16 protein-coding genes are annotated in these 15,813 nt (G+C 32.6%); 5 read left to right on the forward strand and 11 right to left on the reverse strand.

Annotation, left to right across the window (positions count from 1 at the left end):
- Positions 1-31: 31 nt before the first annotated feature.
- Positions 32-2,419, reverse strand: coding sequence for a heavy metal translocating P-type ATPase metal-binding domain-containing protein (locus BSF41_RS18140; RefSeq protein WP_095930918.1), 2,388 nt, complete (start codon positions 2,417-2,419; stop codon positions 32-34).
- 202 nt (positions 2,420-2,621) lie between these two features.
- On the opposite strand from BSF41_RS18140, the gene BSF41_RS18145 reads away from it, so the two are divergent.
- Positions 2,622-3,305 (forward strand): Crp/Fnr family transcriptional regulator, encoded by a 684-nt coding sequence (locus tag BSF41_RS18145; RefSeq protein WP_095930919.1) that lies wholly within the window; start codon positions 2,622-2,624, stop codon positions 3,303-3,305.
- On the opposite strand, the gene mazG is transcribed toward BSF41_RS18145, so the two are convergent.
- From mazG to def, 3 genes are all read right to left on the reverse strand, one after another.
- Positions 3,302-4,072, reverse strand: coding sequence for a nucleoside triphosphate pyrophosphohydrolase (gene mazG, locus BSF41_RS18150; protein ID WP_095930920.1), 771 nt, complete (start codon positions 4,070-4,072; stop codon positions 3,302-3,304). The genes BSF41_RS18145 and mazG overlap by 4 nt on opposite strands.
- A 100-nt stretch (positions 4,073-4,172) precedes the next feature.
- Positions 4,173-4,658, reverse strand: coding sequence for a DUF5606 domain-containing protein (locus BSF41_RS18155; RefSeq protein WP_095930921.1), 486 nt, complete (start codon positions 4,656-4,658; stop codon positions 4,173-4,175).
- A 60-nt stretch (positions 4,659-4,718) separates the two neighbouring features.
- Entirely contained in the window at positions 4,719-5,309 is a 591-nt protein-coding gene (def, locus tag BSF41_RS18160) for a peptide deformylase (protein WP_008462650.1), read from the reverse strand.
- A gap of 201 nt (positions 5,310-5,510) precedes the next feature.
- Here def and BSF41_RS18165 point away from each other — a divergent pair, with 201 nt between their 5' ends.
- Positions 5,511-7,733, forward strand: coding sequence for an FUSC family membrane protein (locus tag BSF41_RS18165; protein ID WP_095930922.1), 2,223 nt, complete (start codon positions 5,511-5,513; stop codon positions 7,731-7,733).
- 39 nt (positions 7,734-7,772) lie between these two features.
- On the opposite strand, the gene BSF41_RS18170 is transcribed toward BSF41_RS18165, so the two are convergent.
- The 5 genes from BSF41_RS18170 to BSF41_RS18190 form a co-directional block, all read right to left on the reverse strand.
- Entirely contained in the window at positions 7,773-9,266 is a 1,494-nt protein-coding gene (locus BSF41_RS18170) for a malate:quinone oxidoreductase (RefSeq protein WP_095930923.1), read from the reverse strand.
- A 126-nt stretch (positions 9,267-9,392) separates the two neighbouring features.
- Entirely contained in the window at positions 9,393-9,806 is a 414-nt protein-coding gene (ruvX, locus tag BSF41_RS18175; RefSeq protein ID WP_095930924.1) for a Holliday junction resolvase RuvX, read from the reverse strand.
- A gap of 45 nt (positions 9,807-9,851) precedes the next feature.
- Entirely contained in the window at positions 9,852-10,133 is a 282-nt protein-coding gene (locus tag BSF41_RS18180; protein ID WP_095930925.1) for a type II toxin-antitoxin system RelE/ParE family toxin, read from the reverse strand.
- Positions 10,123-10,374: a hypothetical protein gene (locus tag BSF41_RS18185; RefSeq protein WP_253251852.1), complete on the reverse strand. Its 252-nt coding sequence runs from the start codon at positions 10,372-10,374 to the stop codon at positions 10,123-10,125. The genes BSF41_RS18180 and BSF41_RS18185 overlap by 11 nt, the downstream gene beginning before the upstream one ends.
- Before the next feature lie 120 nt (positions 10,375-10,494).
- Entirely contained in the window at positions 10,495-11,127 is a 633-nt protein-coding gene (locus tag BSF41_RS18190) for a PAS domain-containing protein (protein ID WP_095930926.1), read from the reverse strand.
- Between the two features lie 263 nt (positions 11,128-11,390).
- On the opposite strand from BSF41_RS18190, the gene BSF41_RS18200 reads away from it, so the two are divergent.
- Positions 11,391-12,206: a 2,3,4,5-tetrahydropyridine-2,6-dicarboxylate N-succinyltransferase gene (locus BSF41_RS18200; protein WP_095930928.1), complete on the forward strand. Its 816-nt coding sequence runs from the start codon at positions 11,391-11,393 to the stop codon at positions 12,204-12,206.
- A gap of 70 nt (positions 12,207-12,276) precedes the next feature.
- Here the strand turns inward: BSF41_RS18200 and BSF41_RS18205 are convergent, their stop codons facing one another.
- The gene (locus BSF41_RS18205; RefSeq protein ID WP_095930929.1) at positions 12,277-13,023 is read right to left on the reverse strand and encodes a glycosyltransferase family 2 protein; all 747 of its coding nucleotides are present in this window, start codon (positions 13,021-13,023) and stop codon (positions 12,277-12,279) included.
- A 127-nt stretch (positions 13,024-13,150) separates the two neighbouring features.
- On the opposite strand from BSF41_RS18205, the gene BSF41_RS18210 reads away from it, so the two are divergent.
- Positions 13,151-14,215, forward strand: a complete 1,065-nt coding sequence (locus BSF41_RS18210) for a glycosyltransferase family 9 protein (protein ID WP_095930930.1) — start codon at positions 13,151-13,153, stop codon at positions 14,213-14,215.
- Between the two features lie 18 nt (positions 14,216-14,233).
- A complete protein-coding gene (locus BSF41_RS18215) occupies positions 14,234-15,004 on the forward strand; it encodes a glycosyltransferase family 2 protein (protein WP_095930931.1) in 771 nt (256 codons plus the stop codon).
- Here the strand turns inward: BSF41_RS18215 and BSF41_RS18220 are convergent.
- Complete coding sequence (locus BSF41_RS18220) at positions 14,985-15,749, reverse strand: lipopolysaccharide kinase InaA family protein (protein ID WP_095930932.1); 765 nt, start codon at positions 15,747-15,749, stop codon at positions 14,985-14,987. The two genes, BSF41_RS18215 and BSF41_RS18220, sit on opposite strands and share 20 nt — an antisense overlap.
- Positions 15,750-15,813 lie beyond the last annotated feature (64 nt).

The following is a 15,813-nucleotide window of genomic DNA, read 5'->3' on the forward strand; positions in this document are numbered from 1 at the left end:
TATAAAAAAAATCTTATTATATAATTTATAATCATTCTAAATTTCTGTTACTGAAATAGTTAGACATAAAAGTGACAAAACTTACAATAGTAATTGTACTCAACGGCATAATGATCGCAGCAACCAATGGAAGTAGGTTTCCTGTAACCGCAAATGCGAGCCCGACAACGTTGTAAAGCAATGAAAGTCCGAAACTCATTTTAATAATAGAAATCGCTTTATGTGAGAGCTTTAAAAAGTAGTTTAAACGTGAAAATTCTGTTGCATCTAGAATTGCATCGCATGCAGGTGAAAAGACATTTACATTCTCTGAAATAGAGATCCCGACGTTGCTTTGCGCGAGCGCTCCAGCATCATTCAGCCCGTCACCAACCATCATTACATTTTGACCATTTTCCTGAAGATTTTTTATGTATTCGAGTTTTTGCTCTGGTTTCTGATTAAAAATCAGCTCAGTTCCTTTTGGAAGAATCGCTTCTAAATTAGCTCTCTCACCATCATTATCTCCAGAAAGCACTTTGATTTTATAAGCTTTACTCAGATCTTCAAAAAGTTTTTCTAAACCTTCACGATATTGATTTTGAAAAGTAAATTTCCCAAAATAACTCCCTCCTATTTTGATATGCAATGCTGTTTTTTCAATTTCCGAACCATCTGCAACTATATCATTTACAAATTGTCCTGAACCAATTTTAATTTCTTTTTCGTCAACAATTGCCAAAATTCCTTTTCCTGTAATCTCTTGAAATTCTTCTACAGCGACACGTTTAGCTTCTGGCAGAAAATCATACAGCATTCTGCTTAATGGATGATTTGATCCTCGCAATACATTTTTAATCAATACAATATCTGAATCCGAAATAGCATTTCCTTCATACATTATATTCGATTTTTTATTCGTTGTAATTGTTCCTGTTTTATCAAAAACAATCGTATCCACCTTAGCAAGTTGTTCGATTACAATCGCGTTTTTCAGATAAAATTTCTTTTTTCCTAAAATTCGCAATATATTTCCAAAAGTAAACGGAGCCGTAAGAGCCAATGCACAAGGGCAAGCTACAATTAATACGGCTGTAAAAACATTAAAAGCAGTATTGGCATCAATAAAAATCCAATAACCAAAACCACCAAATGCAATTAGTAATAAAATAGGGGTAAAATATCGGCTTATTGCATCTGTTATGGTTTTGTGTTTCTGATCTACTTTCTTCTGAAAAATTTCGTTACTCCATAACTGAGTCAGATAACTTTGTGAAACAGAATGCAATACTTCCATTTCTATTACTTTTCCAATCTGTTTCCCTCCTGCAAATATTTTATCTCCAGATTTTTTAGTAATTGGCACTGCTTCTCCTGTAACAAAACTATAATCTATCTCTGCGCTTTCGCTAATTAAAATTCCATCAACGGGTATAAGCTCTTGATTTCTAATCAATAATCGATCTCCTTTTAAAACATCATAAATAGCGACATTATCTTCGGTAGCATCTTTATTAATTTTAGTAACAGCAATCGGGAAATACGATTTAAAATCTCTTTCGAAACTTAAAAAGCTATACGTTTTAATTTGAAACATTTTACCAAGAAGCATAAAAAATACTAAACTGGCTAAACTGTCAAAAAATCCTGGACCGTGATCCATTAACATGTCGTATGTACTGCGAATAAACATCACGATAATACCTAAAGCAATCGGAATATCAATGTTAAGCATTCTAGTTCTAATGCTATGATAGGCAGAAATATAATACCCGCTTGCCGAATACAAGAAACTTGGTAATGCTAAAAGAAAAATCAGTAATCTGAAAAACGGCTTGTAACTATCCAACCAGAATTCTTTCATTTCGAAATATTCTGGAAATGAAAGCAGCATAATATTTCCAAAACAAAAAAATGCGACTCCAAGTTTATAAGTTAAACTCCTGTCTACCTTTGCCTTTGCTGTTCCGTAATTTTCTAGACTTATATAAGGTTCGTAACCAATAGAACTTAAACGATAAACAATTTCTTTTAAAGAAACGACATCTGAATTAAACGTAATTCTAACTTTCTTTTCGTGAAAGTTAACTTGAGAAGTACTAATTCCTGGCTGAAGACGATTTAGGTTTTCTAAAATCCAGATACAAGAACTGCAATGGATATGCGGAATATTGAGCGAAACAATCGAAGTGTTTCCTTCCTGAAATTCCAAAACCTTTGCTAGTATGGTTTCATTTTCTAAAAAATCATATTTTCCTTTGATGTCTTGCGGAGTGGCGCCTGGAGACTTTTCAAAATCATAATAAGATGTTAGGTCATTGATGCTGAAAATTTCGTAAACTGTTTTACAGCCTGTGCAACAAAACTTTTTATCATCAAAATCAATTTCTTCATTTTGTTCAATAGTTAAACCACAATGAAAACAACTTTGCTCCCTCATAAACTTGTTTTTATTTGTTGCAAATTTCCAATTAAAGCGTAATTTTTAAGATGACAATTATCATGTTATTTTGAAATCGGATTCCTAAATTTATAAAATAAAAAGCTCCAACGAGAGTAAACCCTAATTTATAATAATTTTACCTTATTATGGTGGTTAAAACCCTTAAATATGCTTATTTTTGCAGCAAACAAATATTGTCATGAACAAATGTGATCAATGCATTGTACGTCAGCTAAGCTCATTAAAAGCCCTTAACAAAGAAGAAGTTATTAAATTAGCCAGCAGTAAAACCTCTTACAAGATTAAAAAAGGTGAAGCCATTTTTGAAGAAGGCGAAGTAACCAATGGCGTTTTTTGTATAAAAGATGGTGTTGGTAAGCTTTCAAAATTGAGTGCAAACGGAAAAGATCAAATTGTAAAACTAGTTAAATCTGGTGAACTACTTGGACAGCGCTCGATGATTAGTAACGAGCCGGCAAATTTGACTGCAAAAGCGATTGCCGACATGGAGGTTTGTTTTATTCCTAAAACTGAAATCATCAATTTTTTTAATACTAACAATCAATTCTCTTTAAATCTGATGCAATCAGTATGCGAAGATTTAAAAGAATCTGAAAATGAAAAAATTGCTTTAGTTCAAAAAACAGTTAAACAGAGACTTGCAGAGACTTTATTGCAACTGCATGACGAGTTTGGCGAAGACTCTGACAAAACACTTAGAGTGCAACTAACAAGAGAAGAACTTGCAGGCATTATTGGTACGGCAACAGAAAGCTGTATTCGTCTATTATCTGATTTTAATAAATTGGGATTAATAGAATTAGTTGGTAAAAAAATAATGCTTAAAGACGTTCGCGCTTTAAAGAAATTAGCCGATAACTAGAGTTTTTTGGCTTCGTTCCAGAAAACATCCATTTCTGAAAGCGTCATATCCATTAATGGCTTACCTAGTTCATTTGCTTTACTTTCTAAGTACTGAAAACGTTTAATGAACTTTTTATTGGTTCTTTCTAAAGCATCTTCTGGGTTTACATTCAAAAATCGCGCATAATTAATCATTGAAAACAAAACATCTCCGAATTCATCTTCGATTTTGTCTTGATTTCCTGATTTGACCTCGTCTTGCAATTCTTGCAGTTCTTCTTGAACTTTATCCCAAACTTGGTGCGGTTCTTCCCAGTCAAAGCCAACACCTTTAACTTTATCTTGAATTCTGCTTGCTTTAACCAATGCGGGAAGACTTCTTGGAACGCCTTCTAAAACAGATTTTTTGCCTTCTTTCAGTTTTAATTTTTCCCAGTTTTGTTTTACTTCTTCTTCATTTTCTACTTTTACATCGCCATATATATGAGGATGACGATGAATTAGTTTGTCGCAGATTTCATTGCAAACATCAGCAATGTCAAAATCATTGGTTTCGCTGCCAATTTTAGCGTAAAAAACAATATGAAGCAGTAAATCACCTAATTCTTTTTTAACTTCATTTAAATCATTGTCCAAAATAGCATCACCTAGTTCGTAAGTTTCTTCAATTGTTAAATGTCTTAAGGTCTGTAGAGTTTGTTTTTTATCCCACGGACATTGCTCACGAAGTTCATCCATGATATTTAATAATCTTTCAAATGCTTTTAACTGATTTTCTCTGCTCATTTTGAAGTTCCTTTTTGATTTAAACTCGATTCTGTAAAAGTAAAAAATCCTGTTAAGAAAACATCTCAACAGGATTTATTTTATGTGTAAAGAAAAACTATTATTCTTCTTTTTTAGCTTTTGCTTTTTTAGCTGCCGGAGCTTTTTTTGGCTTTTCTTCAGCAACTGGAGCTTCTTCTTTTGGTTCTTCAGCTGCAGGCGCTAAATCTGTAACTAAACCTTTTGCTTGAAGCGTGTTGTACCAGTTTAATACTTTTTTGATATCTGATGGATAAACTCTCTCTTCGTCGTAATCTGGAAGAATTTGTTTGAAATAAGCAGACAAAGTAGCATTATCTTCTTTATGAGAAATAGCTTGTCCTTTGTTTTCTTTAACGGCAATCTGCTGCATTACTTCAGTTAACGGTTTTTCGCCTTCATAAGTATAAATCGAAATTTCAGACAATAAACTTACATTGCTTTTTAGATTTACAGTAATCTTCTTCCCATCAATTAATGATTCCGCCACAAAACCTGTACGAGTTTGTACTTTTAATTCGTATAAACCTGGTTTTCCTGAAATGGCTAAAATTTTCGTTAAATTCATTTTTATTAAAATTAGTATTAAGAATTTTATTTATTTTTTGTTTCTAAGTATTTAGAAAACTTATCTTGCTTTTTTAGCTGCGAAAAATTTCATTCTATATTCCTGAGAGGTTTTTCCTTCCGTAATATTTTTCAATTTCTTTTGGATCAAACGCTTTTTAAGAGAGGAAATTTTATCTGTAAACAATATTCCTTCAATATGGTCGTATTCATGCTGAATAACTCTTGCGATTAATCCGTCAAATACTTCTGTTTTCATTACGAAATCTTCTTCACAATATTCGATTGTAACAGTTGGTTTTCTATAAACGTCTTCACGCACATCAGGAATACTCAAACAGCCTTCATTAAATCCCCACTCTTCTCCTTCTTCTTTAACGATTTTAGCATTGATAAAAGTCTTCTTGAAACCTTTTAAATCTTTTTGTTCCTCTGAAGGAAGATCCTCATCATCACTAAAAGGCGTTGTGTCTATAACAAACAAACGAATTGGCAGTCCAACCTGCGGTGCTGCAAGTCCAACTCCATACGCATTGTACATGGTCTCGTACATGTTTGCGATCGTTTCTTTTAGGTTTGGATATTCTGGTGTAATATCTTGTCCTACTTTTCTTAAAACAGGATCACCGTATCCTACAATTGGTAAAATCATTTGTTTTTATTTATGTTTTAATGTGCTGCAAAAACAGAATTAAAGTTCTGATATTTCAGCTGGCAAAAATAGTAAAAAATAGTCAATGAATAATTCTTATGGGCTATTATATCATATTTTTTACTTACTGCTAAAAATCTCATCCATAATTATGCCAAAATCACTCCTACAATTCTTACCTTTGTTAGTATACCTCTTTTTATGATTGATAAGATTTCGAAATTTACAAACAGTACTTCCTTTCTCAATGCTTCTAAAGTAACCATTGCTTCTGTTGTGCCTGTTTTAGTTTTAAATTTTCTAGGTCATTTTGAAATTGGATTTACCATTGCGCTTGGTGCTTTTTATACCTATCCTAGCGATATTCCGAGTTCTCTTAGTCATAAAATAAAAGGATTAATTGCAGCCTCATTCATTGTTTCCGGAGTTAATCTTCTGGTAAATCTCGTTTATCCGTTTCCAGTACTTTTTTATATATTTTTAGGTTTTCTGCTGTTTTTATGCTCAATGATTTCAGTTTATGGACAGCGAGCCACTTTAATTTCTTTCTCTGCTTTATTATCAATTTCTCTATCTTTTGGGCATTTGCATGAAGGCTGGGAAGCTTTTGAATATTCAGGTTTTATTTTTATCGGAGGAATTCTGTATTTAGTAGTATCCCTTGTTTTTCATTTTGTACAGCCTTATAAATATGTAGAATTACAAATTGCTGAAGGAATAAAACTCACTGCCAAATACCTTAAATTAAGAGGTGATCTCTGGAGCCCTGAGGCTAACCGAAAAGCAATTATAGAAAAGCAGCTGGCTGTGCAGGTAGAATTAAATCTTATTCACGAAGATTTGAGAAAAATGCTGATTGGAAACCAAAATGCATCTGGAACTACGAGTCAGAACCGTAAAATGCTTTTAGTTTTTATTACTTTGGTTGAAATTCAAGAATTGGCGCTGTACACTTCTTTTGATCATAGCAAACTTCATGAAAAATTCGCCAAACATCCCGATGTTTTAAGAACGTATCAAAATGTTGCCTATAAACTGGCTTCAACCCTTAAGAAGCTTTCAAAAAATGTCCGTCATATTAGTGTTTATGTTGATAAACATGATTTGAAAAACGAATTGGATGCTCTTGAATTTGCCATTTTTGATTATGAAAAAACATTAGGTAAAGAAGAAGCCGCAGAAGGTGTTTTAATGCTAACCAATATGCTGAAATATGCTAAAAATCAGGTTGGAAAAATCAAAACCATTCAGCGCGCACTTTCTCTAGCCATGCAGTCTTATAAACTAAAAGACAAAGACAAGGAACTTGAAAAATTCCTTACGCCACAATATTATCCGTTGCGAACTTTAATCGAAAATTTAAGCTATTCTTCTTCGATTTTCAGACATTCGATACGATTAACCATTACTATTTTAATCGGTTTCTTTCTCGGACAAGTGCTTCCATTTCAAAACGTATATTGGATTCTGCTAACGATTGTAGTAATCATGCGCCCTGGTTATGGCTTAACAAAAGAACGATCTTACAACAGAATGTTCGGAACTGTTTTGGGAGGATTTATAGCTTTCGGAATTGTATCGGTTATTCAGAATCACGTAGCATTAAGCATTTTCTCTATTGTTTGTATGCTTTTGGGAATTTCATTTACCCAAATCAACTATAAGATAAGTGCGACATTTGTTACGATGTATGTCGTTTTTATTTACGGAATTCTTACCCCAGATATCAATGAAGTAATCCAATACAGAATCTTAGATTCGCTTGCTGGAGCTATTTTAGCCTTTATTGCCAATCAGTTTTTATGGCCTGCGTGGGAATTTATCAATACGCCTATTCACATCGAAAACACGATTCGAGCGAACAGGAATTATCTCAAAGAAATTGCAGATTTTTATAATAAAAAAGGAGAAGTTCCTACTTCTTACCGTCTTGCAAGAAAAAATGCTTTTGTTGAAATAGGCAATTTAATGACTTCTTTCCAGCGCATGATGCAAGAGCCAAAATCGAAACAGAAGACCATGCCTTTAGTTAACAAATTGGTAGTTTTAAACCACTCTTTATTATCTGCTTTGGCTTCATTGTCAACTTATATTCAGTCACACCAAACCACTTCTGCATCAGATTCTTTTAATTATATCATCAAAACAATTTTAGCCAATTTGGATCATTCTATTTCTGTTTTAAGAAATGAAGTTATTATAAAGGATACTTTTTTTGAAAAAGAAGATGTGACTTTGCAATTTGAAGAATTAAAGCGAAGGCATTTTACGCGCTTAGCCGAAGATGATGATTTGGATAAAGAAACGCGTCAAGCCAAAATGCAGGAAGCACAAATGGTAATTGAACAATTGATCTGGATGAGTAATCTGGCTGAAAAAATTCTAAAAAACACAACCGACCTAAAAAAAACAAATCCAGATTAATTCATCTGGATTTGTGTTTTATTCAATATAAGGAAAAGCTTAATTTAATTTTAAAACTTCTGCTGTTTGTTTTCTAAGCTCTTCTAAAAGTTCTGGCTTATCATTTAAAGTCTGACCATAAGAAGGAATCATTGTTTTTAATTTTGCTTGCCATTCTGGTGTTTTAATTTGATGTGTAAAACATCTGCTGATCAAATCAACCATAATTGCTACAGCTGTAGAAGCACCTGGAGATGCACCTAATAAAACCGCCAACGTTCCGTCATGCGTATTAATTACTTCGGTACCAAATTCTAAAACTCCGCCATCTTTTTCATCTTTTTTGATAACCTGAACACGCTGTCCTGCTTTTTCCAATTTCCAATCTTTTGAACGTGCTGTTGGAAGATATTCGCGTAAAGCTTTCATTCTATCTTTTGGCGACTGGCGCACTTGCTCGATCAAATATTTCGTTAATGGAATATTGTGATATCCTGCAGCCAGCATCGGAATTAAATTGTTAGACTTAATAGATAATGGCAAATCTAAATAAGAACCATTTTTCAAGAAACGAGTTGAAAATCCTGCAAATGGACCAAAAAGAAGTGCTTTTTCTCCATCAATTACACGAGTATCAATATGGGGAACAGACATTGGAGGAGCTCCAACACTTGCTTTTCCGTATACTTTTGCTTGGTGTTTTGCAATTACCTCAGGATTTGTACATTTTAGCCATTGTCCGCTTACAGGAAAACCTCCATATCCATTTCCTTCAGGAACATTTGCTTTTTCTAATAAAGGAAGAGAACCTCCACCCGCACCAATAAATACAAATTTAGTATAGGCTTTACGAGTTTTTCCTGTCGACAAATCTTTAATTTTAATTCTCCAAGATTTATCTTCACGCTGTTTTAGTTTTTTAACCTCATGATTAAAATACAAAGAAACACCATCTAATTTTTCTAAGTAATTGAACATACTTCTTGTTAAAGCACCAAAGTTAACATCGGTACCAATTTCCATATGTGTTGCTGCTAATTTTTCGTCAGCAGTTCTGCCTTCCATTACCAATGGCATCCATTTCTGAAGTTGCTCAAAATCGGTACTGAAAGTCATATCAGAGAAAATTGGATTGCTTTGAAGCGCTTCAAATCTCTTTTTTAAATAATCTACGTTTTTATCTCCCCATACAAAACTCATATGAGGTACGCTTTTAATAAAATTATCCGGAGACGGCACTTTATTTTGTTGCACTAAGTAAGACCAAAACTGGCGAGAAATCTCAAATGATTCTGCGATGCTTATTGCTTTTTTAGGATCGATGCTACCGTCTGCCTTTTCTGGAGTATAATTTAATTCACAAAAAGCAGAGTGTCCCGTTCCTGCATTATTCCAAGCATCAGAACTTTCAGCTGCTGCAACATCTAATCTTTCGTAAATTTCAATTTTTATATCTGGTTGTAATTCTTTCAAAATTACTCCAAGAGTGGCACTCATTATTCCAGCGCCAATGAGTACTACATCACTATTTGAACGTATGGTTTCGTCAGGCATAACAGTATTTTTATTTAAAGTGCAAAGGTACTTTTTTAATTGCAAAAAAAAACTAATTTTTAGATGATAAAAGTTAGGATTTTCTAAAAACCATTAAATTATAAATAAAAAATACGACGAACAGCGTTATTTTTTTGCGGAAAGATAATCTTGAAGCATAATTGTAGCAGAAATTTCGTCTATCAAACCTTTGTCTTGACGTTGCTTTTTATTTAAACCGCTGTCGATCATGGTCTGAAATGCCATTTTTGAAGTAAAACGTTCATCAACACGAATTACTTTCATATCGGGGAAAATATTCGAAAAATGAGTCACAAAGCCATTAACCACAGAAGCACTTTCAGACGGAAGACCGTTCATTTGTTTGGGCTCGCCAATTAAAACCGCTTCGACTTTTTCTTTGGCAAAATAATCTTTCAAAAAGTCAATCAAAGTATGAGTCGGAATTGTAGTTAAGCCCGAAGCAATAATCTGCATTTCGTCTGTAACAGCTATCCCTGTGCGTTTTTGTCCGTAATCTATCGAAAGGATTCTTGGCATGTTTTGAAATTTTTATAAAAAATTTAGAAAGTAAAATTATAATCTCTAAAGAGAGTCTTTATATTTTATAAAACCGAAAATGAAAACAATGTTTTTATCGGTATCAACTTCATAAATAGAAACATAACCTTTAAAAACATAATCCCTAATATTTTCATCATCAAAATATCTTGATTTTTTAAAGAGAAAAGGCTGTTTTAAATCTTTTTTAATATTTCTTAGCAAATCTTTCCTAAACTTTAGTGCTGCTCCAGGTTTATCTTTATAAATATAATGAACTTGTTCTTTTAATAATTTTAAAAATTCATTCGAAATTTTAATTGTCATATTCCGAAAATGTATTGTCTAAAATTGAATCTACTTCATCTATTGAATACAACTTTTCATTACCACTTTTTAATTTAGCATAAGCTGCATGTACTTTTTTTTTATCATTTTCAAAATCAGAATCTTCTTCAATAATTGTCAATTCACTAGGAGAAAACTCACTTAATAATTTAAGTACTTTCTCTCTAATCTCTGGCTGAAATTCTAATCTAATCGCTTCCATAATACTTTCGTTTTCCATACAAATATAAACCTTTTTAAATTCATGTTTTTTAAATTAAACTTAAAAACAGAAAAATCCGCCCTGAAAAACTCAAGACGGACTTTTATCCAAATATTCAAACCTAAAAAATAACTCAATTTATCTTCCAAACAATCGGCCAAAAAAACCTCTGTGTTCTTCTTCCTCTCCTGCATCCTCTTCTTCACTGTAATTAGCAAACTTAGATTGTGATTTTTCGTGTTCGTAAATCAGCTCCTTAATATATTCAACATACGTTCTCTTTTTCTCTTCTAAGAATCCTATTAAATACTTTTCGCTAAATTCAACTCCGCTTGCGGCTTCAATCTGCAATAACTTTTTATATAAAGGTTCAATATGCATCGCAATAACTTCCTGCGGTACAGCTTGTCTTCTTCCGAAATAATTTACAATAACGTCGTTTTCGTCGCGGGCGATTTCAAAATCTGTAATTACCCAATAGTATCTTCCAGACTTTGCAAGGTTTTTTACAATAGCGTGAAAGTTTTTCCCGTTTTTAAGATTTTCCCAAAGCACTTTAAAGATTACTTTTGGCATATCAGGGTGACGTATGATATTATGAGGCTGCCCCATTAATTCATAGTCTTCGTAACCACAAACATCTACAAACACTTCGTTGGCATATTCTATAATACCAAAAGCATTTGTTTTACTCATAATAACCTGAGTTTTATCCCAGCTTACTTCTTTGTCAATGATTACTCTGTTTTGAAGGTGATTTTCTTGATTCATATTTTACTGCTTATATGATTTATTTATGGAATGGAATTGTTGATCAACACTGCGAAATTAAAGCGAAGAAAAAGCAGAAACCCTGACTTTTGTCATATTTTGATACAAAAAAAACTTCTAGTGGTAGCAGTATTAGTAAAAAACACATATCGCTTCATTAACCTTACAAATAAGAAACAAAAAGTTAAATCTGTAACATTTTCAAACCGTTTTACTTTTTTGCATTTCTACAAATACCTTATCTTTGCCAAAAAATTAAACGTATGAATTCTTTACAGACTATAATTGAACAAGCTTGGGAAAATAGAGCTTTATTACAAGAAACCGCAACAACTGATGCTATTAGAGAAGTTATCGAATTAATAGACGCTGGAAAATTACGTGTTGCTGAACCAGTTGGTGACAAATGGCAGGTAAACGAATGGGTTAAGAAAGCGGTTGTGATGTATTTCCCGATTCAAAAAATGGAAACATGGGAATCTGGTATTTTTGAGTACCACGACAAAATGTTGCTAAAAAGAAATTATGCTGAAAAAGGAATTCGTGTAGTACCAAATGCTGTTGCTCGTTATGGAGCTTACATCTCAAGCGGTGTAATCTTAATGCCAAGTTACGTAAACATTGGTGCCTATGTTGACGAAGGAACAATGGTTGACACTTGGGCAACTGTAGGAAGCTGTGCTCAAATTGGTAAAAATGTACACTTAAGCGGTGGTGTTGGTATTGGTGGTGTTTTGGAGCCATTACAAGCTGCTCCAGTTATTATCGAAGACGGTGCTTTTATCGGTTCTCGTTGTATCGTGGTTGAAGGTGTTCATGTTGGTAAAGAAGCAGTTCTTGGAGCCAACGTATGTTTAACGGCATCTACAAAAATTATCGATGTTACAGGTGATGAGCCAGTTGAAATGAAAGGTTATGTACCTGCTCGTTCTGTAGTTATTCCTGGAAGCTACACTAAGAAATTCGCAGCTGGAGAATTCCAAGTTCCTTGTGCATTAATCATTGGAACTCGTAAACCATCTACAGATTTAAAAACTTCTTTAAACAATGCACTTCGTGAATACGATGTTGCTGTATAAGCTTTAAAAAGTCTAAATATTTTTAAAATCCAAATTCCAATAGATTATTACTGGAATTTGGATTTTTTTATTACTTATTTTTTTGAAGTTTAATAAGCTTAGCATATTTCATATAAGAGAAAAAAGCCTGAATCATTGCGATTGTCAATCCATCAAGACCGTTGAAGATTCCTTTTTTAAAGAAATAACATCGAACAAAAGCTACAGTTCCGTTCAAAACAGGTTTAAAGGCATTAATTCTTTTTCCTTGATCATACAACTGCTGCGCATGCCATCCAGAATATTGATTCTTTTTAGCAATAATCTGATCAAAAGAATCCCATCCGTAATGCAAAATGTGCACTGCAACTTTTTTCTCATTTTGAGCTACAATTTTCTGATGTACTTTAGAATCAGAAGGATGAGCAGTCTGCTTATTAAAAAAACGAACTTTATGATCTGGATACCATCCTGAAAAATCAATTAGTTTATCGGCCAAAAAGTTTTTTACTCTAAAACTTAAAGCATCATGATTTCCTTCCAGATATTTTTTCTTTAGAATAAAATCTTCTGCATCTTTATCTAAAAACTCATCTGCATCAAGATTTAAAATCCAATCGTTTTTACAAAATGGCAAACCATGCGTACGCTGGGGGCCATCTCCTAAAAATGCCTGCTGAATAACTTGCGCTCCTTTTCCTTTAGCTATTTCTACTGTACGATCTTTACTGAAAGAGTCTACAATAATAACTTCATCACAAACTTTAAATAAGGCATCTATACATTTTCCAATGTTTTTTTCTTCATTGAAAGTAATAACCAAACCGCTAATTCCCATTATAAATTTTAATTTGTTGACCACAAAAATATAACTTTTTAATTTAGTTTAATCTTAATTACCGCCATCACTTGTGCACTTCATAAAATAGTTTGTACTTTAGCTTTCAAATTGAATAAAAAACCAGATGAGAATATTAGTTATCCAACAAAAAAGAATTGGAGACGTTTTAACAAGCACAATTATTTGCAATAACTTGAAAAGCAAGTTTCCGGACTCTACAATTGACTATATGTGTTATCCCAATTCGATTGATGTTCTAAAAGAAAATCCGAATATCGATAACATCATTCCGGTGACTAATAAAATCCGAAAATCGACTTTTGGATTCCTTAAATTCATTTTTGAGATTCGAAGAAAAAAATATGATGCCGTAATAGACGTTTACAGCAAACTAGGAACTAGCTTAATCACGTTTTTTTCTGGAGCAAAATATAAAGTTTCGTATCATAAATGGTATTCTAATATCTTTTACAATTATAGTTACGAACGTTTTGATGCCATAAAATCAGAATATGGCTTGGCAATTGAAAACAGGTTGTTGCTCCTTAAACCATTTTTTACTGAAAAGATAACGAATGTAAAACCGAAAATCTTTTTAAAAGAATCTGAAATTGCAGAAGCAAAAAGCATTTTAAAAAGCTACAATATTGATCCTGAAAACCCCCTTATTATGTTTGGAATTTTAGGAAGCGAGCACTACAAAACCTATCCGCTTGACGGAATGGCAAAAATTATCGATTTTACTGTAGCAAAAACAAACGCTACTATTCTCTTTAATTATATTCCGAACCAGAAAGAAGAAGCTTTGGAGGTTTACAACCATTGCTCTGAAGAAACAAAAAAGCATATTATTTTCGATTTGTATGCTACAGATTTACGTCAGTTTTTAGCAATACTTTCTCAATGCGAGATGTTGATAGGAAACGAAGGAGGAGCTGTAAATATGGCCAAAGCACTAGAAATACCAACTTTCTCTATTTTTACTCCTTCTGTTAGAAAAGAAACTTGGCAGTTGTTTGAAAATGAAGCAAAAAATGCTTCAATTCATTTAAAAGATTTAAAACCTGAGATTTACGAGAAGCACACCGAACAATACATAAAAGAACACACTTTTGAATATTATGCTGAATATCCGTTGGAACTTATGCTTAAAAAACTAGAGACTTATTTTCAGGAATATAAAAATTGAAAAAGCAAAGCATCACCAATGAATAGTGAAAAGCAAAAATTATCAGTATTGATTATTACGCTTAATGAAGAACATCATATAAAATCACTTCTTGAAGACATTGATTTTGCAGATGAAATAATTGTTGTTGATTCTTACAGCACCGATAAAACGGTACCTATTGTCGAGTCTTTCAAAAACGTAAAATTAATTCAGAATCCTTTTATTGATTATACCTCTCAGCGAAATTTTGCCTTAGAGCAAGCCGAAAACTCATGGGTTTTATTTATTGATGCTGACGAAAGATTAACACCCGAATTAAAATCTGAAATCGTTACTGCAATTAATGCTGAAAACGCCGCAAGCGCTTATTTTGTCTATCGTATTTTTATGTTTAAGGAGCGCCAACTAAACTTCAGCGGCTGGCAAACCGACAAGATTTTTAGGCTTTTTAATAAATCAAAATGCAGATACAATGAAGAAAGAACCGTTCATGAAAAACTGATTGTAAACGGACCAATTGCTACTTTAAAAAATAAAATTATACATTTCTCCTACTCTTCTTATGAGGATTATAAGTCGAAAATGTACAATTATGGAATTCTTAAAGCCAATGAAAAATTTGCAAAAGGAATAAAACCTTATTTCCTACTGCTATTTCTTCATCCTTTATACACTTTTTTGTATCAATTTATAATCCGATTGGGTTTTCTGGACGGAGGAAAAGGTGTAACAATCTGCTATCTTAATGCTTACAGCGTTTTTGTTCGCTATAAAGAGTTAAGAAGAATTACTTCTTCCAGAATTTAAGTTTCTTTTTCAGACGTTTTTTTCGATAAAACTTTTCTTGAAAATCTGAAGTATCTTTCCATAAAGTATTGAAAATCTTCTCTTCAGGTTCATTATAATATTTAGCATATTCGTTACTCATTGTTGCCACCATTTCTTTTAATGGAGTCAAACGGCATAAGTTTTTCATACGTGTTTCAAAAGACATTGTAGTATGAAATTCCATTCTGTTCAAATCAACTAGAAAAAAATCATAATTTCCGTTCGCATTCTTTTTTATTAAAGTATTTCCTGGAGAATGATCTAAAAATTCAATTCCCTTTTTATGAAGATCAAAACTGAATTTGGTAAATTGTCTTAGAATATTATCACGATCTGGATAATCAGGCACTTCTACAAGCTCTCTATACGTCAAGTCACACAAAAGATGCTCACTTACATAATAGCTGTTTTCTAAACCTAATAAAGACGAAAACTCTACAAATGCAATAGGTTCTGGTGTTCCAACACCCAATTCTATAAGCTTGTTTGCATATTCAAAAGATCGTCTGGCTTTTGATTTTCTAAAATATTTATATGCGATTTTATTAATAAAATGAGGAATCTTGAAAGATTTCACGTTTACAATCTTCCCATTTAGATCAAATAATTTTATTTTATTTCGATCGCCATTTCCAAAAAGTTCACCAGAAGAATCAAAACTGCTGATAATTTGTTGTATTGAATGTTCTTCGGACTTAAATTTTTTGCTTATTTCAAATGACATAATGGGTATCTATACTTTTAAAATTCAAAAATAACTAAATGCTTTCATAGAAATAAAAAAAGAA

This window comes from Flavobacterium sp. ACN2 (assembly GCF_002303885.1).
GTDB lineage: Bacteria > Bacteroidota > Bacteroidia > Flavobacteriales > Flavobacteriaceae > Flavobacterium.

What these genes read in the sequence shown, in the direction of transcription:
- BSF41_RS18200 (WP_095930928.1), top strand. Translation starts at nt 11,391, where the DNA reads ATGAATTCTTTACAGACTATAATTGAACAAGCTTGGGAAAATAGAGCT.
- mazG (WP_095930920.1), bottom strand. Translation starts at nt 4,072, where the DNA reads ATGAGCAGAGAAAATCAGTTAAAAGCATTTGAAAGATTATTAAATATC.
- BSF41_RS18165 (WP_095930922.1), top strand. Translation starts at nt 5,511, where the DNA reads ATGATTGATAAGATTTCGAAATTTACAAACAGTACTTCCTTTCTCAAT.
- BSF41_RS18170 (WP_095930923.1), bottom strand. Translation starts at nt 9,266, where the DNA reads ATGCCTGACGAAACCATACGTTCAAATAGTGATGTAGTACTCATTGGC.
- BSF41_RS18140 (WP_095930918.1), bottom strand. Translation starts at nt 2,419, where the DNA reads ATGAGGGAGCAAAGTTGTTTTCATTGTGGTTTAACTATTGAACAAAAT.
- def (WP_008462650.1), bottom strand. Translation starts at nt 5,309, where the DNA reads ATGATTTTACCAATTGTAGGATACGGTGATCCTGTTTTAAGAAAAGTA.
- BSF41_RS18180 (WP_095930925.1), bottom strand. Translation starts at nt 10,133, where the DNA reads ATGACAATTAAAATTTCGAATGAATTTTTAAAATTATTAAAAGAACAA.
- BSF41_RS18210 (WP_095930930.1), top strand. Translation starts at nt 13,151, where the DNA reads ATGAGAATATTAGTTATCCAACAAAAAAGAATTGGAGACGTTTTAACA.
- BSF41_RS18145 (WP_095930919.1), top strand. Translation starts at nt 2,622, where the DNA reads ATGAACAAATGTGATCAATGCATTGTACGTCAGCTAAGCTCATTAAAA.
- BSF41_RS18205 (WP_095930929.1), bottom strand. Translation starts at nt 13,023, where the DNA reads ATGGGAATTAGCGGTTTGGTTATTACTTTCAATGAAGAAAAAAACATT.
- BSF41_RS18220 (WP_095930932.1), bottom strand. Translation starts at nt 15,749, where the DNA reads ATGTCATTTGAAATAAGCAAAAAATTTAAGTCCGAAGAACATTCAATA.
- BSF41_RS18190 (WP_095930926.1), bottom strand. Translation starts at nt 11,127, where the DNA reads ATGAATCAAGAAAATCACCTTCAAAACAGAGTAATCATTGACAAAGAA.
- BSF41_RS18215 (WP_095930931.1), top strand. Translation starts at nt 14,234, where the DNA reads ATGAATAGTGAAAAGCAAAAATTATCAGTATTGATTATTACGCTTAAT.
- BSF41_RS18185 (WP_253251852.1), bottom strand. Translation starts at nt 10,374, where the DNA reads ATGGAAAACGAAAGTATTATGGAAGCGATTAGATTAGAATTTCAGCCA.
- BSF41_RS18155 (WP_095930921.1), bottom strand. Translation starts at nt 4,658, where the DNA reads ATGAATTTAACGAAAATTTTAGCCATTTCAGGAAAACCAGGTTTATAC.
- ruvX (WP_095930924.1), bottom strand. Translation starts at nt 9,806, where the DNA reads ATGCCAAGAATCCTTTCGATAGATTACGGACAAAAACGCACAGGGATA.